Origin of the sequence: Sphingobacterium sp. N143, assembly GCF_030325625.1 — a bacterium.
Lineage (GTDB): Bacteria > Bacteroidota > Bacteroidia > Sphingobacteriales > Sphingobacteriaceae > Sphingobacterium.
In genome coordinates this window covers 445,889-469,845 of record NZ_JACAIS010000004.1, presented here as the reverse complement: position 1 = coordinate 469,845, position 23,957 = coordinate 445,889, and the positions used below count along the sequence as shown (strand labels likewise).

Here is a 23,957-nt window from a genome sequence, read left to right as displayed (position 1 = left end):
ACAGAGCAGTCAAGCCCGCCAGAGCCGATGGTATTGCCGTAACAGGTGGGAGAGTAGGTCGGTGCCTTTTTTTACACGGAAGCCCTTGCTGGAAACAGTCAAGGGCTTCTTGCGTTTGGATAGTTTTGATGCGGGGGCAGTGCCAGTGGAGCATCAGCTTTGTAGTATGCCTTCTATCCGCATGAATGTGCCTTCTGCGGAGTAACCAGCGCTTGAAGCTGTAACGTGTTTATTTACAGTGTATATAGTCTTTGTATTAAGGATAACGGATTTATTATTTATCTTTGCAACGCAATGGGTACATTATTGGACAATGGAATTAAACCGTATAATCATTACGGAGCTTATTTAAAGCAAAAGTATAACGGACAGAAAGTGTTTAAGGTAATCGTGGATGGTAATTTTACTTGTCCCAACCGGGATGGCAGTAAGGGTTATGGCGGTTGCACATACTGTAATGTGGATTCATTCACACCTGATACAGCACGAAAAATTCCTTCTATACGGGAGCAGGTCGAATCGGGAATTGAGCGCGCGCGCAATAGCTATGGTGCGGAAAAATTTATTATTTATTTCCAACCGAATACGAATACATATGCACCGACACATTTGCTGAAAATGATGTACGATGAGGCCCTGAGTATTGATCCTGAAAATACCCTGGGTCTTTCTGTGGGTACGCGGCCCGATTGTTTGGACTTCGAAAAAATTGCTTTGTTAGAATCTTATACAGATCGTTATGATGTTGACCTGGAAATGGGGATGGAATCCATTTATAATGATACCTTAGATAGGATCAATAGAGGCTGCTCACACGACGAATTTGTCAAGACAATGGATATGTTAAAGGATACGTCTTTGGAGCTCTGTGTGCATACGATTTTTGGCTTCCCATGGGAGACGGAGGAAATGATGTTAAGATACGCCGATGAGATCAATAGATTCCCACAAATTAAATTCGTTAAATTGCATCATTTGCATATCGTGGAAGGGTCCATTATGGGCGTAAAATATAAGCGCGAACCTTTTGATTTATTCACTATGGAAGGTTATACAGACTTTTTGTCAAAATTTATACCGCGTTTGCGCCCTGATTTGATTATTCAGCGTATTTTTGGTATTGCTGACAAAGAGTTACTGATTGCACCTAACTGGGGATTGCCAAAATCTGGTATTCAAACCTATATAGATAAGGGCCTGGAAGCTAAAAAAGTAGTGCAGGGAAGCCTCTTCCATGTTTAGAATCGGACAGGACCGTACAATGGTATTCTCATTATGATGGAATACATAAAAAATAAAATAATAAATAGGCTTCGTTATACCGATAACGAAGCCCATTTATTTTATGCTAGTGCAGGCAAGTAAGTTAGCCTTCCACAATGCTTTTTAGATCTGCTGGAGAATAATTGATGGACTTGAGTGTTTTATTATCAGCTGTTCTAAAAACCAAAAATTTACCATCTACTTCCTTATAGTAGGATTCTACCCCCTTTAATTTGTAGTGCTCCTGTGTTGCAATAGCCTCATTTTCGTCTTTGCAGGCCTTGCTCATGTTAGAACGTTGGACCTCATCGAAAAGTGCTGAAAATTTGTCTTTTAAACCGAATTCAAGTACAGCTCCCGCCAATACGTATTGGATGTCACATAGGGCATCAGCAATTTCTACTAAATCTTTGTCTTGAATGGCTTCTTCCAACTCTTTCAACTCTTCAGCGATTAATGAAACACGTAATGCGCATCGCTGTTCAGAGGGAATTGTTGGCGTATTCAAGATTGGATGTTGGAAGGTCTTATGGAATTCCGCAACGGAAGAAAGTGTTTTTGGATCAGTCATATTCTTAATTTTTTAAGCTTTTATTATGAAGAGCAAATATAAAAAATAAAGGACGGTTAACTGGATGACCGCCCTTTATTTTTATAAATCATTTTATTTGATCAAATGCTTCAATTGGATAATTTCTCTTTCCTCTAAATATCTCCAACGACCCCGAGGAAGATCCTTTTTAGTCAGATTTGCATACACCACACGGTCTAATTTAACGACCTCATAACCCAAAGATTCAAAAATACGACGTACAATGCGATTTTTGCCCGAATGGATCTGAATTCCTATCTCTCTTTTGGAACCTCCCTGTACATAGCTTAAATCGTCTGGTTTGATGACACCATCCTCAAGTTCTATCCCAAAAGAGATCTTATTGAAATCCCCCTGTGTAAGACTTTTATTTAGTTCAACATTGTATATTTTACTGATACTGTTACGCGGGTGGGAAAGTTTCTCTGCGAGATTACCATCGTTGGTCATCAAGAGCAATCCCGTTGTATTTCTATCAAGGCGACCTACTGGATAAATCCGTTCTTTGGTTGCCTTAGAAACAAGTTCCATTACGGTATGACGTTCTTGTGGATCATCTGTGGTCGTGATATAATCTTTTGGTTTATTTAATAGCACATAAACCATTTTCTCACGTTTTAAACGTTCATTGTTGTAGCGGATCTCATCTGTAGCGGGATCGACTTTAGTCCCCAGTTCTGTTACAGCCTCACCATTTACCCAAATTACGCCTGCAGCAATTAATTCATCTGCTTTGCGTCTCGAACAGATCCCTGCATTGGCAATATAGCGGTTTAAACGAATTAGACCGTCATCTTCTGTTGAAGTTTCAGCTTTCTTTTTAGGTCGTTTAATATATTGTTTCTCGTCAAAATTTTTGTTTTCATCAAAGTTTCTGGCTCTATCGCCATCAAATTTTCTATTGGATGGTTTATAAGGTCCGTCGAAACTTTTCTTGCGACCATTTGAAGAGCGCTCATCTTTATCAAAACGTTTGTACGAATCTCTTTTCTCAAATGAATTATCTTTTCGATCAAAAGACCGTGTTGACTCATTTCTGTCAGCACGTTTGAAGCTGTTTTTCCTATCAAACGAACGTTCAGATTTGTCAAATCTATTTGTTGAATCCTTTCTCGCAAAAGGCTTGGAAGAATCATTTTTATCAAATGAACGAGTTCCTTTATTAAAAGGTTTATCTGAATGATCTTTTGAACGGAAGGAGTTGTTCTCGTCTCTAAAGGATGGTTTATCGCCGAATTTTTTAGATCCAAATGATCTGTTTTCACGGTTATCATCTTTTCTGAACGGACCTCTGTCAGATTGGTCTTTTGAACCATAAGATGATTTTTTTCCGAAATTATTGTTCTTATCGCTTCTGGATTTGAAGCTGTCTGAGTTGCCTCGTGACTTTCTGGAGTTGTCATCACGACTGTTCCTTTTATTGCTGAATGGCATTGTATTTTGCTAAAATGTGAACTGCAAAGTTAGGTATAATTTTGGTTTTTGCGAAAAAATCCTTATCTTTTTGTCTTTTCCTGGATTTTATCACTTTTAAGGTATTGAAAACGGCCTTTAAATGGCCTGGAAGGTAACTATTTGTTTTTTAAATAAATAGTAGCTAACTTTGTACCCTTGAATTTGAACCAAGCTATTTTTTGATCGATTTGACTCGTGGATAGGATAGCATTAAGGGAGTGAATGATAAGAAAGAAAGTATTATGTAGTAGTCTGATTTTGTTTGCTTTATTGCTATCGAAATTATACTCAACCCCACACAACAGTGCTTCTGGTGACGATAAGATCGTTGCATCGAAGTTAGTCTTGATCCCCGCTCATTCTGGGGAAGATGAAGAAGAAAAAAAAGAAAAGAACAATTCTTTTGAATCTTATTTGAGTTCATTAACATTTGCTGAAGATTCTCTACCTATGGATCGCCCCCTTGTGGAAAGCAAATTGCGTAAGTTTTTCAATCGATTCTCATTTAAGAAAACAGGATCATATGATATGCATAAAAAGGCAGAAACCTATTTGCCCATGATTGCGAAGATCCTGAAATCACATGGCATTCCTGAGGATTTTAAATATATCCCATTAGTTGAAAGTGGCTTAAGCAAAGCTGTGGTCTCTTCAAAGGGAGCCGGTGGCTATTGGCAGTTTATGCCCGCTACCGCGCGCCTGTATGGGCTGAGAGTCAACGGGTCGGTGGATGATCGGAAAGACCTTGTGAAGTCCACACATGCGGCTGCCCGCTATTTGAAGTATCTTTATAGTGAGTTTGGTAACTGGACTTTAGTTGCTGCAGCTTATAATGTTGGCGGTGGAAGCCTCAAAGGGTCCATCCGGCGCCAAAAAAAGGATGATTATTTTGCACTAAAGTTGAACAATGAGACAGGTTCTTATGTGTACAAGTTAGTATCCATGAAAGAAATAATCGAACATCCTCAAAAACACGGTTATTCACGTTATGCGGATAAAGAGAGTGAAACATTGGATAAAGAACCGAAGATGCTGTAGATGATACTGCTGAAATAAAATGGATAAAAAAAGGATTGCCAAATTTTGGCAATCCTTTTTTTATCCATTGGCTTATGCTGATATGGATTTATATCATTTATCTCAAATCAACAACTTCAAATCCTTTGTAATCATTCTTATTGAAAGAGAATAAACTGGATGAGAGAGGTTTGTTGCCCTCCTGAGAGGTCAAAGTGTAGGTGTATCGGTTGCCACTTTTGTCAAATATTGTGGTGTCGTAAATCAAATTATTCGCCTTATTGATACGAAGCTTTATTTTTGAGTAGTTTTTTTTGCTGTCAATTGGGCGTAATTCAACAACGCTCAATGTAAGCCCTTTTACTTTCTCCGAGTTTGTCAGTTTATAGCTGAAACCTGAATTATAGAAGGTGAAGATATTTGTTGGATTGATATCATCAGTCGTATTATTAGCCTCCGATACTTCCACTTCTTGTTCAGCTTTCATGATATTCCACTGTGTTTTGGAATCGGAAATCAGTCCCTGATTTTTAGTGCTGACATGGTATCTGTTGTTGCTTTTATCGAGATACAATGTTCCTGCATCCGTATGCGAGCTTCCGTTAGCTTGTTTTATATCCAATGTGAAATTGGCCTGGATGGTCTTATATCCATTATATTTTTGACTTACTTTGCCCAACAATGCCTTTGCTGAGGCATCGTTTTGTGCATAACCCTGTTGGCTGAATGTCAATAATAACATACATACAATAAACCACAATTGCTTTTTCATTTTAATTGTCCTTTCTTAATGTCTCCAAATACTGTTCTAATGAATATTCATCTGGATAAAGTACTTCACGTGCTTTGCTCCCTTCAAATGGACCGACAATGCCTGCGGCTTCCAATTGATCGATGATTCGTCCTGCTCTGTTGTAACCCAATTTTAATTTTCGTTGGATTAATGATGTAGAACCTTGCTGATGCATAACAATCAAACGGGCTGCTTCTTCAAACAATTGATCACGATCTTTTGGATCAAAATCCGTATTACCGGATCCCTCTCCGTTTTCATCGACGTATTCTGGAAGCATGAATGCGGATGGATAACCTCGCTGAGCTCCGATGTAATCGGAAATCTGTTCCACTTCTGGCGTATCGACAAACGCACATTGAATACGGATCAAATCACTTCCAGTGGCAAGGAGCATGTCACCACGACCAATTAATTGATCTGCTCCACCGGTGTCCAAGATCGTTCGTGAATCCACTTTGGACAATACACGGAATGCTAGCCGTGCAGGGAAGTTAGCCTTGATTGTACCGGTAATGATGTTGACTGAAGGACGTTGGGTAGCAATTACCAGGTGGATGCCTACAGCACGGGCCAATTGAGCCAAACGTGCAATAGGAGTCTCTACTTCTTTACCTGCTGTCATCATCAAGTCGGCAAACTCATCAACAATAAGAACGATATATGGTAAGAATCGATGACCCTCCTCAGGGTTTAATCTGCGATTGATAAATTTTGCATTATATTCTTTTAAATTACGTACCTGCGCATTTTTGAGTAGATCATAGCGCTGGTCCATTTCGATACACAATGAATTCAATGTATTGATTACTTTCTTGGTATCTGTGATAATAGCTTCTTCCTCATCCGGTAATTTCGCTAAAAAATGTCTTTCGACTTTCTTAAACAAGGAAAGCTCTACTTTCTTCGGGTCAACCAGGACGAATTTCAGTTCGGCAGGATGTTTCTTGTATAACAATGATGTTAAAATGGCATTGATACCAACTGATTTACCCTGACCTGTCGCCCCTGCAACCAGGAGGTGCGGCATCTTGGCCAAATCTGCAATGTATACTTCATTGGAAATTGTCTTACCTAATGCAATAGGTAGATCCATATCGGTCTTTTGGAATTTTTCAGTGGCCAGAACCGATCGCATAGACACCATTTCAGGGGAAGAGTTTGGTACTTCAATACCAATGGTTCCCTTACCTGGCATTGGTGCAATAATCCGTATTCCTAATGCAGCAAGACTCAAAGCGATATCATCTTCTAGGTTTTTGATCTTTGAAATCCGTACCCCTGGTTTCGGTATAATCTCATACAAGGTTACTGTAGGCCCAATTGTCGCTTTAATACTCTCAATTTCAATACTGTAATTTCGGAGAGTATCTACAATTTTGTTTTTATTGGCTTCAAGTTCATGTTGATTGATCGTTATCTTGCCGCTCCCATAATCCTTTAACAGATCCAGTGCTGGATGTTGATAACCTGATAGGTCCAACTTGGGGTCATACTGACCAAATTGTGCGACCAGATCACTTGCTGTGATTTCCTTTTCTTCCTTGATATCTTCTACCACCAAGCCGGGGGCTGCAATGTTTTCAATAGGAAGATCCGGTTGTGCTGGCGTGTCTATTGTCAAAGTAGGTGTCTGATGGTCCTGAATACCCGGTATCACCTGCTCCTCGCTATCTTCATCCGGTTGGTCAATGGTAAAGCTGATCGAAGGGGTGTTTTCAGTACGCTCCAAGGGACTATCGTCAAAGGATAGAACAACCTTATCTTTGGGGTCGATCTGTACTTCCGGAACCGGGGACTGCGCAAATGCTGGTCGTTCATGTTCGTCAGGTCGCTCTCTTTCACGATTGGACTGAAATCGCTCGTTTATTGAGGTCGGACGTTGAAAGGACTCTCTGACAGATTGAATTGCCTCGTCTTCTATATGTAATTTGTTGCGTAGATTATTGACCGCATAGTTTTCCTCATCGTTTTCTTCATTTAATTCTTCAGAGAAGGATTTGGATTTTCTATTGCTGAACAAGACGAATTTGAAATCCAGGTTGTACAACAAGACCAATGTTGTCAAGTAGGCAAATGCAAGAATACATCCAACACCGACAGTGCCAACTTGGGCCTCCAATAATTTGTTTGTCCAAAAACCAAATTTTCCTTCTAACATGTGTGGGGTATCCGCCATAAAAGCATGGAGGAATCCAAGGGTAACGGAGATGAAAACGATGGATACAAAAGAATATACTACGGTACGGTATAATGGAAGCAAGGATTTCTTAAATAATAACCGATAGCCGAGAATGAATAAAACAGGAATAAACAAAAAGGAAGCAACACCAAACCATTCATATATAAACTGGTTGGCGAGCAATGCACCAAATTTTCCAAGTTTATTGTCCACTACAGGTAGGTCAATGGTTTCATCGTGGATTTCGTCGGTTGAACTAAAAAGAGTACCCCAGCCACCATTGGTGCCTGCAATATAACTTTGGTCATCTTCCCAGGTAAATAGATAAGAAACAAAGGCCGTAGCAAATGCTAAAGAAAGCAAGATCAATAAAATTCCTAAAATTTTGACGGTCTTTTGCTGTGCATCCGAGTAATTTCGTGGGGCACTGTTTTTTTGACTTTTTTCTTTCTTGAATGTTATCGATTCTTTTTGGGTGGCACGTTTGCCTGAAATTGAATTTCCGGCCTGCCTAAATGTATTTCCTTTATTTGACATTGAAAAGCTCACAATTATACTACTTACAAACTTAGTTATTTTGATAGTATTTTGAAGATGGTGAAGACTATTATTTTAAGTTTGTAGCTATTTTCATAAATGAATAGTTCAAAATAGGCTATTAACGATGAATAGCAATAATAACTAGCAAATACTATGCCTTGTGCATAGATTTTGGGGCTAAAACAAAGACAATGTAAAAGATTTGGGAATGCCATGAGGCTTTTTCAGTTGAGGGAAATTATGTAGTTTTACCGATATAACAATGGTAGGATGAATAAGTTTGAAATACGAAAAGCCGTACAGGAAGACAAAGGAAGAATTTGGGAGATTATACAACAGGCGATTACACTGCGGAGAGAGCAAGGTAGTCAGCAATGGCAGGATGGTTATCCTAATGAAGATGTGATCCAATCCGATATTGATCGTGGATATGGGCACGTTGTTGAAGCTGATGGTCGGATTGTTGGGTATGTAGCCATAATTTTTGATGTTGAACCTGTTTACAATGATATTGTCGGTCAATGGTTAAGCGATGGGGATTATGTAGGGATACATCGTTTGGCTTCAGCACAGGACCCGCATGTAAAAGGAGTTGGGACCGGTATCATGAAGGGCGTAGAAAGTATTGCTCTTGAGCATGGTATATACAGCATTAAGGTCGATACCAATTTTGATAATGGAGGTATGCTTCATGTATTTGATAAATTGGGATATCAGTACTGTGGTGAAGTATATTTTAGAGGAGCGGCTCGCCGGGCATTTGAAAAACTTTTGAAATAAAAAAAGCGCTTTTTAATCAAATAAAAAGCGCTTTTTTTATTGTTTTGGATGGTATTAATCGATAATAATCAGATAATAATTCTTTTTACCTCGTTGAGCAACGATGTATCTACCATTGACAAAATTGCTTTCGGTAATAATTTGTTCACTATCCGTTGTTTTTGCACGGTTGATCGAAACACCGCCACCTTGAAGCATTTTACGTGCTTCACCTTTTGATGGAAATACTTGGGTATGTACCGCCAAAAGATCAAGGATATTAATTCCTGTATTGAAGTCCTCTTTAGTTATATGGAATTGTGGTATGCCATCGAATACCTCCAATACAGCTTCGTGATCTAGGTTGTTCAAAAATTCCAATGAACCGTTTCCAAAAAGGAATTCAGAGGTTTTTATTGCTGTTTCATACGCTTCTTCGGAGTGGGTACGGATCGTAATGTCTTTAGCCAGCGCTTTTTGTACAACCCGCAAATGCGGAGCAGCGTCATGCTCAGCGATAATTGCTTCAATTTCTTGCTGTGATTTCAGCGTAAAGATTTTGATCCAATTTTTGGCATCGTCATCGGATGTGTTTAACCAAAATTGATAATATTTATATGGCGAAGTTTTTTTAGGGTCCAGCCACACTGCACCAGACTCTGTTTTTCCGAATTTTTGACCATCAGCTTTCTTGATCAGCTGTGTTGTAATAGCGTATGCTGTTCCTTGATCTTGGCGGCGGATCATTTCACTGCCTGTAACAATATTGCCCCATTGATCGGATCCACCCATTTGGACTTTACAGTCGTGGTGCTTCCAAAGGTAATAAAAGTCGTAGCCTTGAATCAATTGGTAGGTAAATTCTGTAAAGGAAAGACCATTATCTCCTTCCAAGCGTTTTTTTACCGAATCTTTTGCCATCATGTAATTTACGGTAATCATCTTACCGATGTCACGGATAAAGTCCAAGAACTTGAAATCTTTGAACCAATCGTAATTGTTGACCATTTTGGCATCATTTTGACCTTCTCCAAATTCGAGAAATTTGCCTAACTGTTGTTTTAGACAAGCTACATTGTGTTGTAACGTTGCTTCGTCTAATAAGTTACGCTCTGCAGATTTAAAAGAAGGGTCTCCGATCATCCCTGTGGCGCCACCAACCAATGCTACAGGTTTGTGGCCCGCATTTTGGAAATGGATTAAGGTCATGATCTGAGTTAAGTGTCCTACGTGTAGAGAGTCGCCTGTGGGATCGAAACCGATATAACCAGCGACTTTTTCTTTATTCAGTAAGTCTTCAGTTCCGGGCATAATATCTTGCAACATGCCTCTCCAACGTAATTCTTCTACAAAGCTCATTGTTAAATGGATTTAATTTTTTAATTTACAAGATGCAAAGATAGGAGATTAAGCGTATATTGAGCGAATAAATCCATATAAAAGCACACACTAATAAGCTAGTATGAATTTTTTATCACATTTTTATTTTGAACGGTTTGCGACTAATCCCGAACGAATTGTAGGTGGTCTGTTGCCGGACTTATTGAAAAATGCAGATAAGAGTTTTGTACTGAAACCTCGACAATATGAAGATGAACTGATGGATAACCCATTGTTGAAACAACTTTATATTGGTTGGAATCGTCATATTGAGGTTGACCGCTTATTTCATAATTCAAGCTACTTCTTTCATCATACCCATCAATTAAAACTTAACATTCAATCGAGTTTGGTTGGTTTGCCAATTCGTCCTTCTTTTATGGCTCATATCGCTTTGGAGCTGTTGCTGGACCATATCCTGACGCTGAACAAGGCTGTTTCTATTGATAAGTTTTATACTGCACTATCCCATGTGAATGAGGATGCGATACGAAAGTTTCTGACAATAAATCAACTGGGCGATATTCCTAAATTTGAGAAATTTTACCAACAGTTTATTGAGTGGCAGTATATCTATGATTATGCTCAGATAGAAAAAATTACAGGAGCCCTTTTCAATATCTGTAAGCGCCTTTGGCAATTTGAAGTGCTCGCGGAGCAGCGTGAATTATTAACGGAGCAATTGAACTGGTATTTGCAGCATCAGATGGCGGACGCTCAGGAAATTTATCAGTATATTCAATACGAATTAGTAGACTTTAATTAGTCTGACAGAAAATACCAATAGTATAAGACCTTGAAAATATTTATTTTCGCATAAATTTTACGTATAAAAATCAATTTTACATGTCACATAGACTTTTTCGGAAGAAAAGTGTTGATCAGATTCTACATGATACCCAAAAAGAAGGTGGAACTGGTCTAGCAAAAGTTTTGGGAGTAACGGACCTGGTTTCATTGGGTATAGCTGCTATCGTGGGAGCTGGGATTTTCAGTACCATTGGGCTGGCAAGCTACGAAGGTGGTCCTGCCGTTTCTCTTTTATTTATTTTTACAGCTTTTGCCTGTGTGTTTACAGCATTGGCCTATGCACAGTTTGCAAGTACAGTACCTGTTTCAGGATCGGCATATACGTATGCATATGTGGCTTTTGGAGAGCTGTTTGCCTGGATAATAGGCTGGGCATTGGTATTGGAATATGCAGTTTCAAATACTGTTATTGCCATTTCCTGGTCGCAGTATTTTGCCTCCATGCTGGAGGGGTTTGGTATGCATATTCCTGCCTGGCTTTCAATGGCACCTGGTTACGCCTATGATGCTGTAGAAAAAATGAATGAACATGGCCAGGGCAGCCTGACGGCTATTGATCAGCATGGATTGGCGGCATTCAATAGTGCACCCCGTATAGGCGGAGTGCCTATTATCTTTGATTTACCGGCAGGAGTAATTACCTTTTTGGTTACATGGCTTGTATATATCGGCATCAAAGAATCTCAAAAAGCCAGTATGATTATGGTTATGATTAAGGTTGGAATTATATTGGCAGTGATTTTTGGTGGTATATTCTATGTGAAACCTGAAAACTGGACTCCTTTTGCACCAAATGGCCTTCAAGGTGTGCTGGGAAGTGTTGCGGCTGTATTCTTTGCCTTTATTGGATTTGATTCAATTTCTACGACTGCTGAGGAGTGTAAGAATCCTCAACGTGATTTACCTAAGGCAATGATCTATTGTCTATTGATCTGTACAGTTTTGTATGTGGCCATTACCTTGGTGCTCACCGGAATGGTGAATTATACGGAACTTAATGTAAAAGATCCCCTGGCTTTTGTTTTTAAGTATGTGGGATTTGACCATATGGCCGGTATTATTTCAGTGACTTCAGTTATTGCCATTACAAGTGCTCTATTGGTCTATCAACTTGCGCAACCGAGAATTTGGATGACAATGAGCCGGGACGGGCTTTTATGGAAGAAATTTGCGACGATCCATCCTAAATATAAAACCCCTTCCTTTGCAACCATTGTAACAGGATTGGTGGTGGCTATTCCCTCCTTATTTTTCAAAATGGATTTTTTTGTAGACCTGACTAGTGTCGGTACCTTCTTTGCCTTTATTTTAGTGTGCGCGGGAGTACTTTATATGGATTATTCAGGACTTTCTGCAAAGTCTAAATTTAAGGTTCCTTACATTAATGGTAAATATCTGGTAGGAGTCGGACTTTTGCTTGCCATAATCCTCCTGGCTATCTATGGTAATGATACTTTGAGTGAATGGAAAAGACTGTCTTTTCTGGAGATCGTGGAGCATAAGATGCTGGTGATTATTTTTTGGCTGACCTGGTTAGGACTGAGTATCTATAGCTTTAAAATGAATTTCTCTCTTCTGCCTGTTATTGGGATTTTAATCAACTTATACCTCATGACAGAGTTGGGAGCAAGCAATTGGATCATTTTTGTGGTTTGGTTGGTGATTGGATTAGGTGTGTATTTTATGTACGGTTATAAACATTCAAGACTCAATAAGCAGGCTATCGAAAGTTAGTGTTTCCGTACAATTTAAGATTTTAATATAATAAAAAAGGAGCTCACAGCTCCTTTTTTATTATATTAAAATCGCCACAATAAGATCCGGCTCACCTTATTACCTTGTTCCATGCGAATGACTTCGGATTCTTTTACATTAATTTTCTTTAATTTATGTTGTAAAAATCGGACATCTTCACGGTGGGCAACAAGCGTTGAGAACCATTTGACTTGATCCTTATGGAATTGACTTTCAAATATCATACGAGTTAAGAATGCTTTTTCACCACCATCGCACCAAAGTTCACTTCCTTGTCCCGCAAAAGTTTGGTTCACGGTAATTTCTTCTATTTTAGCATCTTTGATCCCGGTGGTTTTCCGGACAGATTGCTGTAAAGCTTCTGTCTGAGAGCTGAAAAATGGGGGATTGCAGATGACCATATCAAACTTTTCTCCAGGGAGAATAATGTCTTTAAATATAGCTTTTGGATTGTTCTGAAGACGGATCTGTATACTCTTTTTTAAACTCATATTTGTCCGTGTAATTTCAATCGCATTTTTATAAGCTCTTTTAATGATCTCTGATCCTACAAAACTCCAGCCATATTCTTGATGTCCAATGATCGGATAAATACAGTTAGCACCTACGCCGATATCGAGAATTTGGATTTTGCTGCCTTTTGGAATTTCACCATTATTGTCACGTGCAAGTACATCAGCGATATAATGGATATAGTCGGCCCTTCCAGGGATCGGGGGACAAAGGTTTTCCTGAGGAATATCCCAATGCTGAATGTGATAGTATTTTTTTAAAAGTGCCCGATTTAATATCTTAACAGCTTCTGAATTGTTAAAATCTATTGTTTTGACTTTATAAGCGTTCTCGGTAATGAAATCTTTTAAGGAAGGTTCAACTTTACTGAGTTCATCAAAATTGTAGTTGTCGAGATGTCTATTTCGAGGGTGTAATTTCTTTTTTGGATTAGCGTCTGCCATGATGTGTTATTTGCAACAAAAGTAATGCAATTCTATTGAATAAAAAAGGTGATGCATTGGCATCACCTTTATGTATTAATCTTTACGGATAAGATGGACTTCGGATGTCTGTGGAAAATTGAGCGGAACCCGTTCAATTGTAACAAAACTTGAGTCCAGACCAAAGCCTTTCTCTTCAGATAAACTCATTTTTTTGAGATAACCATAGATATCCATGATGACTTTTTCTATCCAGGTCAGCTGATTGGTTTTGGATAACACTTTTTCCAATACGACAAACTTGAAATCTCCGGGGATATTATGTTTACGGAGGGTGTCATATTGACTTGTAATATCAATTTCACCCTTCTTTACCATTTCTTCCACAGCTTTTCTAAAGAGCAGACTGATACGTTGTTCTTCCCGGAAACCTAATTTAAAATCTATCCGTATCAATTTCCCAGGGATAAGCTGGTCAATGGAATATTCCCGGGTATGGGGATGGTCCATAACATCTACGTGGACCAGCCAATAGACATCGGCCCGTTTAGGTTTTTTATTAATGATGGAGTAGATAATTTTGGCTTCAATCTCAGATTTGAAATTGGCACTCGTCAGATAGACCAAATGAGATGCGTACGGGGGGACGGATTTGTCTTCACTTAATTCTGAAATAATTGGATAGTACTTATTGATATTGATAAAATTGACAAAACGGTTTTTAATTTTCCGCGCTGTATACCAACAATACATTGTGCCGAATAATGCAATGGCTAGCAACAGTGTTAACCAGCCTCCGTGTGCAATCTTCACACCGTTACCGATCAGGAACGTCAATTCAATGGCAAAATATGCAACCAAGAATATGCCGATGAGAATGCGGCTCACTTTTTTCATTGCTAGGAAGTACCCCATCAATATTGTTGTCATCAGTACGGTAAGATTGATGGCCAAACCATAGGCGGCATCCATCTTACTTGATTCTTCAAAGACCCAGATGACGATCATACAGCCAATCCAAAGGATCAAATTGATCGATGGAACGTATAACTGACCCTTATGTTCACTGGGGTAGCGGATGGCGACCTTGGGCCAAATATTTAAACGTACGGCTTCAGAAATTAAGGTATAGGATCCTGAGATCATGGCCTGACTTGCGATCACAGCGGCAATGGTTGCAATAGCAATACCATAGCCGATAAACCAGTCGGGCATGATCGAGTAAAATGGGTTTGCTCCACCTAAAACGCGACCCTGCTGGGTCAATAACCATGCTCCCTGTCCAAAATAGTTCAATATAAGGGTGATTTTAACATAGATCCAGCTGATGCGTATATTGTTTTTGCCACAGTGTCCCATGTCCGAATACAAAGCCTCAGCTCCAGTAGTACACAAGAATACGGCACCGATCAGCAGCAGGGAGTGTGGATAGGTAATTAAAATATGAACAGCATAATATGGATTAATGGCCTTCATGACCTCGGGGGCTAAATGGATATGAGATAATCCCAAGACACCAATAATTGTAAACCAAATGGTCATTAGAGGGCCGAAAACTTTGCCGACAACAGAGGTGCCGAATCGCTGAATAATAAAAAGTAAAGAAATAATGGTAACGACAATAGGTACCGTTGGTAGCCCTGGGAACTTAATGTCCAAACCTTCTATGGCCGATGATATTGTGATGGCAGGGGTAATCATACCGTCGGCCAATAAGGTTGCTGCACCGATCATTGCTGGAAAAATTAACCAGGGAGCACGTTTGCGCACCAATGAATAGAGAGACAGAATACCGCCTTCTCCTTTATTGTCTGCACGTAGGGTAATCCAAACGTATTTTACGGTTGTCTGAAGCGTTAAGGTCCAGAATACGCAGGATAGTCCGCCCAAAACAAGATCTTTCTGAATGGCTCCTTGCCCCATAATGGCTTTGAAAACATATAATGGGGAGGTTCCAATGTCTCCAAAAACGATTCCTAAACTGATCAATAAGCCAGCGAAACTTACCTTATTAATACTGTTGTGATGACTATTATCTGCCATTTATCAATTGTTTTTATTTCAGAATATATTGCAAAAATATACTTTTTGCCTGTATTTTAAGCAGGTACATTTGCAGCGCCAAATTTTAGCATTTCCTTTGACATGCGCAAGAGCTGTTAAAATTTGTTAAAAGAATCGCATGGTCCTCAGCTTTACTAAAAAACTTTTAAACAAAATACTAACTTTGTTGTTGATAATTCAAATAGTTAGCGTTATATTTGATTAAACCGTAACCAGTATTTGAAGTCTAATTTAACACTATGGGGAGAAATCTACTTAAAGCAACTTATTTAACATTTTTATCCGCACTGATTTTGTGCAGTGGGATTGTTGAGGTGTATGCAAAATCTCCTTATGACCATACTTTTACACCGCATGTTTGGGAAGGGGATGATGCATTTGGCGATAATACAAGCAAGGATGCCGAAAAATTGATTAATAATGTAAAGGTATTCTATAATCCTATTGCTGAGCAAATCAATCTTTCATTCAAATTGGCCAAGTCTTCAGGTGTTTCTATCAAGGTGATGGATGCCTTGGGAAATGAGATCTTGCAACTGATGAATGGCAATCTGGATGCTGGTGTTCAAAATCTATCTTTTGAGCATGGTGGTAAATTGACCGCAGGATTTTATTTTGTTAGGGTGGTTGCGGGTTCGGAAACAGTTGTGAAAAGATTTTCTGTACGCTAGTAATTCATTCTGTTGATTTGAGAATAGACTAGAGATCATCAAAAAATATAAATATTAAGAAGGGGAATCTAATGATTCCCCTTCTTAATATTATACTTCTACTTCATCGATCCAAAGGCCATCATCCTTGATGATTTTGATTAATTCGTCCAAGGCCTGCCCCGAGCTGACATTCTTTTTGACAACTTCTTGGCCCCGGTATAAGGTCACTTTATCAGGACCGGCTCCGACGTAGCCATAATCTGCATCAGCCATTTCTCCCGGCCCGTTAACAATACATCCCATAATGCCGATTTTCAATCCTTTTAGATGATTGGTCCGGCTCCGGATCATTTGTGTAGTTTCCTGCAGGTCGAACAGTGTTCTTCCGCAGCTTGGGCAGGAGATATATTCTGTTTTTGATATTCTGGATCGTGTGGCCTGTAAAATTCCGAAAGAGAGTGAAGCTATACTTTCCAATGCGGTTGCTGGAGAGTCTATCCATATTCCTGATCCTAGACCATCGATCAATAAAGCCCCCAGGTCTGTTGAAGCGTATAGCTGGAGCTTCGAAATGGGCTCTTCAGGATTCATGAAATCGCCAAGAGGTCCGGAAAACGCGGCTCTGTCATAGCTTCTTTTTATGATCACAGGAGGATCAATACCTATTTCCTGGAGATTTCGGAAAAATTGCCGCTGGTCTGCCATTCCGTGCATATGGCTGGTTTCTAATATAAATACAACGGTTTTATCTAATTGTAAAGACTCGAATAGTGGGCTGATTAGATCTTTGTTGCGGATTTTGATCATATTCAGGACAGGATCTTTATCGGTGGTATGGGCAAACTCTTCGAGTGTATAGAGTGGGTGAATATTTGTCTTATCCTGAAGCTGGGACCAAGTAGAAAAATTGTAGACCTGCTTTAAATTTGCAGGCATGTTAAATGAAGGTAAATGATCACCCAAATAAACAAAATCTACTGATTGCTCACCCATATGGTATTTATCCAATAGCATGTCATAACGATAACCTACTTTAGCAAGAATTTGTGCGTCTTTTAGATTTTCATTTGAAATATCGATGACAATTCTTGGGACTAATGAGCCGCCGATAAAGGTATTTACTTCCTGGCTCAGGTATGGGGAATTTTGATTTTCAGAAGATAGCTGTATAATTTCTTCCTGAGGAATTTTTTCTAAATTTATTTTTCTCTTACTGTATCTATCGACTAAGGCAATGGCTACGGGTGCCTCTCGTTCTGGTTCCTCGGTAAGCGAGACCCGGACGGTATCCCCGAGCCCATCTTCCAGCAGTGTTCCGATGCCTACGGCAGATTTCACACGTCCATCTTCTCCATCGCCTGCTTCGGTGACCCCAAGGTGCAGTGGGTAGTTCATATTTTCAGAAACCATCTTTTCAACCAGCAAACGATAGGCCTTGACCATGACCTGAGGATTGGAAGATTTCATAGAAATACACAGGTTATAAAAATTAAGATCTTCGCACATACGAATAAATTCCATGGCGGACTCGACCATTCCTTCAGGTGTATCCCCATAATGACTCATGATTCTGTCCGAAAGTGACCCATGGTTCGTTCCGATACGCATGGCCGTTCCATATTCTTTACAGATTTTTACGAGGGGTGTAAATTTATGATAAATACGTTCTAATTCTAACTGGTAAGCAGCATCTGTATAAGAGAGCTGGTCAAACTTCTTTTTGTCGGCATAATTTCCTGGATTGACACGGACTTTTTCCACGATACGTGCAGCGACTTCAGCAGCATTTGGGGTAAAATGAATATCGGCTACCAAGGGTACCTTATAACCTCTTTTTCGGAGTTCATTTTTTATGTTTGCTAGATTTTGGGCTTCCTTAATGCTGGGAGCCGTGATACGAACATATTCACATCCGGCTTCTACCATCCGAATAGTTTGCTCTACAGAGCCTAAAGTATCCATCGTGTCTACCGTAGTCATACTTTGGATACGGATCGGATTGTCTCCACCCATGGGAATATCACCAATCTGAATCTCCCTCGTCTTCCATCTCGAATAATCTACCTTGGAATTACAATAGATTCCTGGTAACGTCAACATATTACTTGTGTCCATATATAACACAAAGTTAGCTTTTATTGACTAAATATCCGCTGTGAATTAATATCTTCTGATTTTTATGGATGCGATTCCGCCATTAATATCAAAATCGAATTTCTGGGCTGCCGAATCATAGTTCGTAGATTTTACTTCGCCCTCACTTTTAAGGAAATCTCCTTCGTAATCGGTTGAGGATAAAGCATTATCGCTTGTAATCCGGCATGCTGCATTTTTAGGGATTGCAATTTCTATGGATGAAGCTCCTGCGTCCATAGCGATTTTAGTTGTGGACATTGGCTGCCCCAGTTTGAGCTTTAAACTTGTAGCACCGGCATCAATGTCCAGCTCCTCAATTTTATAAGACGAAAGATCTAAGTTGGCATCAATTGCACCAATGTCAAAATTTAACTTCCAGATAATATTAGGATTTAAAGCAATATAGGTGTTGTTGTTTTTGCTGTCAAAATCCTTATTTTTGAATTTCCCTTTGAGGTTGATGTCTAGTTTGTCTGTAGACTCTCCATGGGTAGTGATGCCCAGTAAGTATTCCTTAGATGTATTATAAGCGGTGAAAATTTCGGATGTCGTGCTGCTGTCGTTTTTTAATGAAGTAGCTCCCAGATCCAGATTTAAAGTTGCAATTTGAATTTTGTCGTCCAAAGCTACCTTCAGTTTTTCGGTAGTATAGTTTGTTTTATCGTTAGGATCGTCACTATTTCTGACACCAAGAGTCTTACTTTTTAGTAATTGTGTTAATAGTGGTTCTTTCGGTGTCGATAATCCTACGAAGGTGAGGAACCCCAAGATGACTATGGTAGCGCCGATAGCAATGAATTGACCAATTTGTTGGTCCTTAGGTACTAACATACGAATTCCTGCAAGGACAATAAATAGTGGCCAATATCTGAAAACACCTACCCAATTGAATGAGATACTATTGAGTTGAGATAATAATAGAACAATTCCTATAAAAAGAATGGTAATTCCAGTTGTTATACGTTGTGTATTCATATCCTATTCCGTTTTGTTAAATTATACCTCAAAAGTAAATAGCTTTGTGGGATACTCTACCAAAGATTAGGCTATTATACATAAAAAATCGGTAAATGTGACTAATTAGTCGGTAAGTAATTTCGTTTTTCTCGTACTTTTTGGCTTTTCGCTTGTTTATATATTTGCTGGAAATAATTACCTTTAATAGTTATATAGGCTTAAAGTTCTAGATACTGAATAGACGAGAACTGAATTTAATTAAATAATATGATCTTTCATCACATTGGCGCATATCTCATTCTGTTAAAATCAGTCTTTAAAAGACCGGAAAAAGGCCGGATCTATTGGAAAGAAACCGTGCTGGCAATGACCGACATTGGTATAGGGTCGTTAGGACTTATCGTGATTATTTCTACCTTCATTGGAGCGGTCATGACCATGCAAATTGCTTTTCAGATGGTCTCCGACCTGATTCCCAATTCGATCATTGGTTCGATCAACAGGGACTCAAATATTCTGGAGCTGGGACCAACTATTTCAGGGCTGGTGCTGATGGGTAAAATTGGTTCATCAATATCTTCCCAGATTGGCTCTATGCGTGTGACAGAGCAGATAGATGCTTTGGAGATTATGGGAATCAATGCTCCAGGCTATCTGATATTACCTAAAGTACTGGCGGGTGTTACAATGATCCCGATGTTGGTCATTATTGCGATTGTCTGTGCGCTGGTAGGAGGCCTTTTGGGCGGTTCGCTTTCAGGGGCAGTTACTCCTTCGGATTATATATTGGGAATTCAAGACAGTTTTAATGGATTTACGGTGACAGTTGCTATTGTTAAGGCCATTGTTTTCGGGTTTATTATCACCTCCATTTCAGCTTATAAAGGCTATAATGTCAAAGGAGGAGCGCTGGAAGTTGGGCAAGCGAGTACTGAGGCTGTTGTGGTGGGATGTATCACCATTTTGGTCGCGGATTATGTCATTACGGCATTAATGTTATAAAGAGATTCTATGATTCAGATTGAAAATATAAATAAATCATTTGGTGACAACCATGTGTTAAAGGGGATTAGTGCAAACTTTGAACCTGGAAAAGTAAGCTTGATTATTGGTGGGTCTGGATCTGGAAAAAGTACCTTGTTAAAATGCATTGTAGGATTACATCATCCTGAAAAAGGAAAAGTATTGTTCGATAAACAAGATTTTACACGGATGAACTTTGAGGAGCGAGTGCCTATTCGTAAAGAAATCGGAATGCTTTTTCAGAATTCAGCATTGTTCGATTCGATGACCGTGGAACAAAATATCATGTTTTCCTTGGACATGTTTACGGAAATGTCCAAATCTGAAAAATTGGACCGGGCAAATCATTGTTTGGAGCAGGTGAATCTAGAAGGACGGAATAAATTGTTTCCTGCAGAACTTTCTGGGGGGATGAAAAAACGTGTAGGAATCGCCCGCGCCATCAGTATGAATCCCAAATATCTTTTCTGTGATGAACCCAATTCAGGCTTGGATCCAGAGACATCTATCGTTATTGATGAACTGGTGCTTAAAATTACGCAAGAATTAAAATGCACGACTGTGGTTGTTACACATGATATGAATTCTGTGATGGGAATTGGAGAGTATATTTTGTTTCTGCATAAAGGACAGAAATTCTGGGAAGGGTCCAATAAAGATATGATGAAGTCAGATGTGGAAGAGTTGAATAATTTTGTGTTTGCAAGTCCTTTAATGAAAAGTGCTAAAGCATCTATGGGCCAATAAGGAGTGAAAATGTCCAGTTTTTATATTCTTAATCTGTGTGCCTGAATTGCCTAAAGAAAGGCCGGATTTCATTTATATTGAAATTTAGTTTAGTTTTGTCGGAAAATTTTGATTTTGGCAGCAACAAATATACAACTATTGACTCCACAACATTGGAAGGACTATGAACTTATTGATTGTGGTGATTTTGAGAAATTGGAACGTTTTGGCGATTTGATTTTAATAAGACCAGAACCACAGGCCGTATGGCCCAAGGCTTTGGGGGATGCAGAATGGAACAAACGTTATCATATCAAGTTCAAGGGGCGTTCGGCAACTTCGGGAGAGTGGTTGAAGAAGAACCCAAAGATCCAGGACCGTTGGCATGTTCAATATAAAAATGACGATGTAGCTATCAAGTTTAGGTTAGGATTGACTTCGTTTAAGCATGTTGGGATATTTCCTGAGCAAGCAGTCAATTGGGACTATATTTCGGAATCTGTTCGTTCTTTCCAAACTGATAAGCCGAAGGTCTTAAATCTATTTGCCTATACGGGTGGAGCATCATTGATTGCGAAGGCTGCGGGCGCAGATACCACACATGTTGACTCCATTAAGCAGGTCGTGACCTGGGCAAATGAGAATATGGAGATTTCTAATCTGGACAATATTCGTTGGGTGGTTGAAGATGCACTGAAATTTGTAAAGCGTGAGCTGAAAAGAGGAAATACATATAATGGGATCATATTAGATCCGCCAGCGTACGGACATGGACCAAAAGGAGAAAAATGGAAGTTAGAAGATCATATTATGGAGATGATGACTGACGTGGTCCAATTGTTGGATCCCAAAGAGCATTTCTTGATCTTGAATACCTATTCTTTAGGTTTCTCCTCTGTGATTGTGGAAAATCTGATAAAAACAGCTTTTCCAAAAGTGGAAAATCTTGAGATTGGGGAGCTTTTTCTGCAAGCAACTGCTGGTCCTAAATTGCCCTTGGGGGTTTTTGGGAAATTCCGTAAAATAGCGAAGTAAATCTTACGGAAAGTAATGGCTTAGTAACGCGGGACGGTGATATAACGTCCCGCGTTTTTTTTGTTCAGTTGCTAAAAATGTATATCATTTAACCGAATTGATGCTTGTTGGAGCTGAAGGGGTATTGTGTTTATGATATTTTTGGGCATGGTAGATAAGTGCAGCAGCAGTTTATCATAGTACATGATGCCTGTCTCTAGCTGCGCTTTGAATTTGGAAATGTATTTTATTTTCTTATCGTTAATACTATTTTGATGATCTATCACATATTTTTGGAGATGATCGATATAGAGATTAAGCTCGTTGATGAGCATAAAAGGCCTATTGGTATTGTCGAGAAGGGAGATGCGACCGTAGATATGATCGATCATTTCCTTCAATGAATATTGTTTTTTGAACCACACCAGATTAGGTCCTGGACAGATGGATACAGCAGTCTGTTCCTTGTTCTTTTTGATGTTATATTTGAGATAAGCTGGAGCTGCCAAGCCTTCACATAGACAGGTTTTTTCCGTAATGGCTTCAAAAGCGCTATTGTATTCTCTTGGTGACAGGTTCTGTCTTTTTAATTCCTGAATTTTTTGATGTTGGTACTGCCGGGATGCGGTACAGATTGGCCTGTCACTGAATTCGGTATTTGAAACAAGAAATTCTTTTTTGCAGGGACTTCCCGGCCTACCTTTTTTGATACGTTCTAAACGTAGGCGTTCGGCAGTACTAGGTCTGAAATTGTTGAATGGAACTCCTAAAGGAGACGCTCCACTACAATAGAAGTCTTCTTTTTCTGCGTGTTCGAGTGCTTTTAATGTTTCTTGATCAACAGTAGTGGCTTCAGGGACCATTAAAAAGGGAGACCCCCATCCAACAGCATCAAAATGATAGTAATTCAGTAGAAACTGATGTTCGGTCGAGGTGCCGACACCACCTTGGACGGTATATTTAATCAGGGGTGGATGTGCCAGCTGTATTCCTTTTTGGGACCAGTATTCTTTATAAATTGTAAACAGTTCAGTTTTTAAATTTTCTTTTTTCTCCTTGAATTCTTCCAGGATTGGCCCCAATAGAAAACCGTCCGTTGCGAAAGCATGACCACCGCAATTCAACCCAGATTCTACCCTGAATTCGGATATCCATACACCACGTTTTGTCAGGTATTTTGCCTGAATGAGAGCTGACCGGAAATCACTTACTTTCAACACAACTTTTTTGTCGAATGTGCTGTCATTATGTGGGAAGAAAGTTGGTAATTCAGCGAGATAGGCATATAGGTTTGGATTCATTCCTGCAGAAAGAACAACGGAAGAATGTAGTGATGAGTTTGCAAACCCCCGTAAGGCTGCTAAGGCATCTGAGTATCTTTGTCCCAGATCGATGCCATTCTTATAATTCATCTTATCGACTTTGGACATGATATTGACATCAATTTCTCCTGGTTTAAGGTAGTTGATCAAAAGATCCTGAAGCTCGGTCTTAATCGCAAGATTTGTTTCAATTTCCATGGCATGATAGATTGGCTTTGAAGGATGAGCATCTGGTAAGAGCTGGAAATACTTTGTCAATTCGGAATCTGCCGTAAATTGTTGATGTTTCAGCTCTTCTAGCTGTTTATTCACCAAATGCTGAACCAGGTTGAGATAAGTTTTGATCCTCTTTGCCCGGTAATCTTCTTCCGTTTTTTGTATGGGCCGATAGGGAATCTGGTATTGTCCGCAGTAATAGCTGCGCATTCGCTCTATAAGTTCATCGTCAACGATAGATATTACGGACGAAATACCATACCGGGCAACTTTGATTGCCGAGTCTATGGAGAAAGCTAGCCCTAATACAGGGATATGAAAAGTATGCGTCATTCTTAAATATTTCTTTTACGAAATAATCGAGA

20 protein-coding genes are annotated in these 23,957 nt (G+C 39.4%); 10 read left to right on the top strand and 10 right to left on the bottom strand.

All coding sequences use genetic code 11. From position 1 onward, the window contains the following. Positions 1-205: hypothetical protein (locus HX021_RS11005; RefSeq protein WP_286590362.1), on the top strand; the 205-nt coding region annotated here is incomplete at its 5' end. Positions 206-294: 89 nt separating this feature from the next. Then, a complete protein-coding gene (gene mnmL, locus HX021_RS11000; RefSeq protein WP_286590361.1) occupies positions 295-1,242 on the top strand; it encodes a tRNA modification radical SAM protein MnmL/YtqA in 948 nt (315 codons plus the stop codon). Between the two features lie 124 nt (positions 1,243-1,366). Here mnmL and HX021_RS10995 read toward each other — a convergent pair whose 3' ends face one another. Both HX021_RS10995 and HX021_RS10990 read right to left on the bottom strand, forming a co-directional pair. Beyond that, positions 1,367-1,834 carry a pyrophosphohydrolase domain-containing protein gene (locus tag HX021_RS10995; protein WP_286590360.1) on the bottom strand — a complete coding sequence of 156 codons (468 nt, stop codon included), beginning with the start codon at positions 1,832-1,834 and terminating at the stop codon, positions 1,367-1,369. Between the two features lie 93 nt (positions 1,835-1,927). After that, positions 1,928-3,289: a pseudouridine synthase gene (locus HX021_RS10990; RefSeq protein WP_286590359.1), complete on the bottom strand. Its 1,362-nt coding sequence runs from the start codon at positions 3,287-3,289 to the stop codon at positions 1,928-1,930. A 243-nt stretch (positions 3,290-3,532) separates the two neighbouring features. Between HX021_RS10990 and HX021_RS10985 the strand changes: the two genes are divergently transcribed. Next, positions 3,533-4,348 carry a lytic transglycosylase domain-containing protein gene (locus tag HX021_RS10985; RefSeq protein ID WP_286590357.1) on the top strand — a complete coding sequence of 272 codons (816 nt, stop codon included), beginning with the start codon at positions 3,533-3,535 and terminating at the stop codon, positions 4,346-4,348. Between the two features lie 97 nt (positions 4,349-4,445). On the opposite strand, the gene lolA1 is transcribed toward HX021_RS10985, so the two are convergent. Beyond that, positions 4,446-5,099, bottom strand: a complete 654-nt coding sequence (gene lolA1, locus HX021_RS10980) for an outer membrane lipoprotein periplasmic chaperone LolA1 (RefSeq protein WP_286590356.1) — start codon at positions 5,097-5,099, stop codon at positions 4,446-4,448. Between the two features lies 1 nt (position 5,100). After that, a complete protein-coding gene (locus HX021_RS10975; RefSeq protein ID WP_286590354.1) occupies positions 5,101-7,839 on the bottom strand; it encodes an FtsK/SpoIIIE family DNA translocase in 2,739 nt (912 codons plus the stop codon). 273 nt (positions 7,840-8,112) lie between these two features. Here HX021_RS10975 and HX021_RS10970 point away from each other — a divergent pair, with 273 nt between their 5' ends. Beyond that, complete coding sequence (locus HX021_RS10970; protein WP_286590353.1) at positions 8,113-8,622, top strand: GNAT family N-acetyltransferase; 510 nt, start codon at positions 8,113-8,115, stop codon at positions 8,620-8,622. 54 nt (positions 8,623-8,676) lie between these two features. Here the strand turns inward: HX021_RS10970 and tyrS are convergent, their stop codons facing one another. Then, complete coding sequence (gene tyrS / locus HX021_RS10965; protein WP_286590352.1) at positions 8,677-9,960, bottom strand: tyrosine--tRNA ligase; 1,284 nt, start codon at positions 9,958-9,960, stop codon at positions 8,677-8,679. 103 nt (positions 9,961-10,063) lie between these two features. Between tyrS and HX021_RS10960 the strand changes: the two genes are divergently transcribed. Both HX021_RS10960 and HX021_RS10955 read left to right on the top strand, forming a co-directional pair. After that, the gene (locus HX021_RS10960) at positions 10,064-10,747 is read left to right on the top strand and encodes an ACP phosphodiesterase (protein ID WP_286590350.1); all 684 of its coding nucleotides are present in this window, start codon (positions 10,064-10,066) and stop codon (positions 10,745-10,747) included. An 80-nt stretch (positions 10,748-10,827) separates the two neighbouring features. Beyond that, the gene (locus HX021_RS10955) at positions 10,828-12,525 is read left to right on the top strand and encodes an amino acid permease (protein WP_286590349.1); all 1,698 of its coding nucleotides are present in this window, start codon (positions 10,828-10,830) and stop codon (positions 12,523-12,525) included. 65 nt (positions 12,526-12,590) lie between these two features. On the opposite strand, the gene rlmF is transcribed toward HX021_RS10955, so the two are convergent. After that, a complete protein-coding gene (rlmF, locus tag HX021_RS10950; protein WP_286590348.1) occupies positions 12,591-13,502 on the bottom strand; it encodes a 23S rRNA (adenine(1618)-N(6))-methyltransferase RlmF in 912 nt (303 codons plus the stop codon). A gap of 75 nt (positions 13,503-13,577) precedes the next feature. Next, positions 13,578-15,524, bottom strand: coding sequence for a KUP/HAK/KT family potassium transporter (locus HX021_RS10945; RefSeq protein ID WP_286590347.1), 1,947 nt, complete (start codon positions 15,522-15,524; stop codon positions 13,578-13,580). A gap of 260 nt (positions 15,525-15,784) precedes the next feature. Between HX021_RS10945 and HX021_RS10940 the strand changes: the two genes are divergently transcribed. After that, positions 15,785-16,216: a T9SS type A sorting domain-containing protein gene (locus tag HX021_RS10940; protein ID WP_286590346.1), complete on the top strand. Its 432-nt coding sequence runs from the start codon at positions 15,785-15,787 to the stop codon at positions 16,214-16,216. Positions 16,217-16,306: 90 nt separating this feature from the next. On the opposite strand, the gene ispG is transcribed toward HX021_RS10940, so the two are convergent. Next, positions 16,307-18,313: a (E)-4-hydroxy-3-methylbut-2-enyl-diphosphate synthase gene (gene ispG, locus HX021_RS10935; protein ID WP_286590345.1), complete on the bottom strand. Its 2,007-nt coding sequence runs from the start codon at positions 18,311-18,313 to the stop codon at positions 16,307-16,309. Positions 18,314-18,358: 45 nt separating this feature from the next. Then, on the bottom strand, positions 18,359-19,309 hold the full coding sequence (locus HX021_RS10930; protein WP_286590344.1) for a toast rack family protein: 951 nt from the start codon (positions 19,307-19,309) through the stop codon (positions 18,359-18,361). 249 nt (positions 19,310-19,558) lie between these two features. Here HX021_RS10930 and HX021_RS10925 point away from each other — a divergent pair, with 249 nt between their 5' ends. The 3 genes from HX021_RS10925 to HX021_RS10915 all read left to right on the top strand — a co-directional run bounded on the left by HX021_RS10925 (position 19,559) and on the right by HX021_RS10915 (position 22,075). Then, positions 19,559-20,293 carry an MlaE family ABC transporter permease gene (locus HX021_RS10925; RefSeq protein WP_286590343.1) on the top strand — a complete coding sequence of 245 codons (735 nt, stop codon included), beginning with the start codon at positions 19,559-19,561 and terminating at the stop codon, positions 20,291-20,293. 9 nt (positions 20,294-20,302) lie between these two features. Next, entirely contained in the window at positions 20,303-21,061 is a 759-nt protein-coding gene (locus HX021_RS10920; protein ID WP_286590342.1) for an ABC transporter ATP-binding protein, read from the top strand. 108 nt (positions 21,062-21,169) lie between these two features. Continuing rightward, complete coding sequence (locus HX021_RS10915) at positions 21,170-22,075, top strand: class I SAM-dependent methyltransferase (RefSeq protein ID WP_286590341.1); 906 nt, start codon at positions 21,170-21,172, stop codon at positions 22,073-22,075. Between the two features lie 71 nt (positions 22,076-22,146). On the opposite strand, the gene HX021_RS10910 is transcribed toward HX021_RS10915, so the two are convergent. Further along, entirely contained in the window at positions 22,147-23,925 is a 1,779-nt protein-coding gene (locus tag HX021_RS10910; RefSeq protein WP_286590340.1) for a hypothetical protein, read from the bottom strand. Positions 23,926-23,957 lie beyond the last annotated feature (32 nt).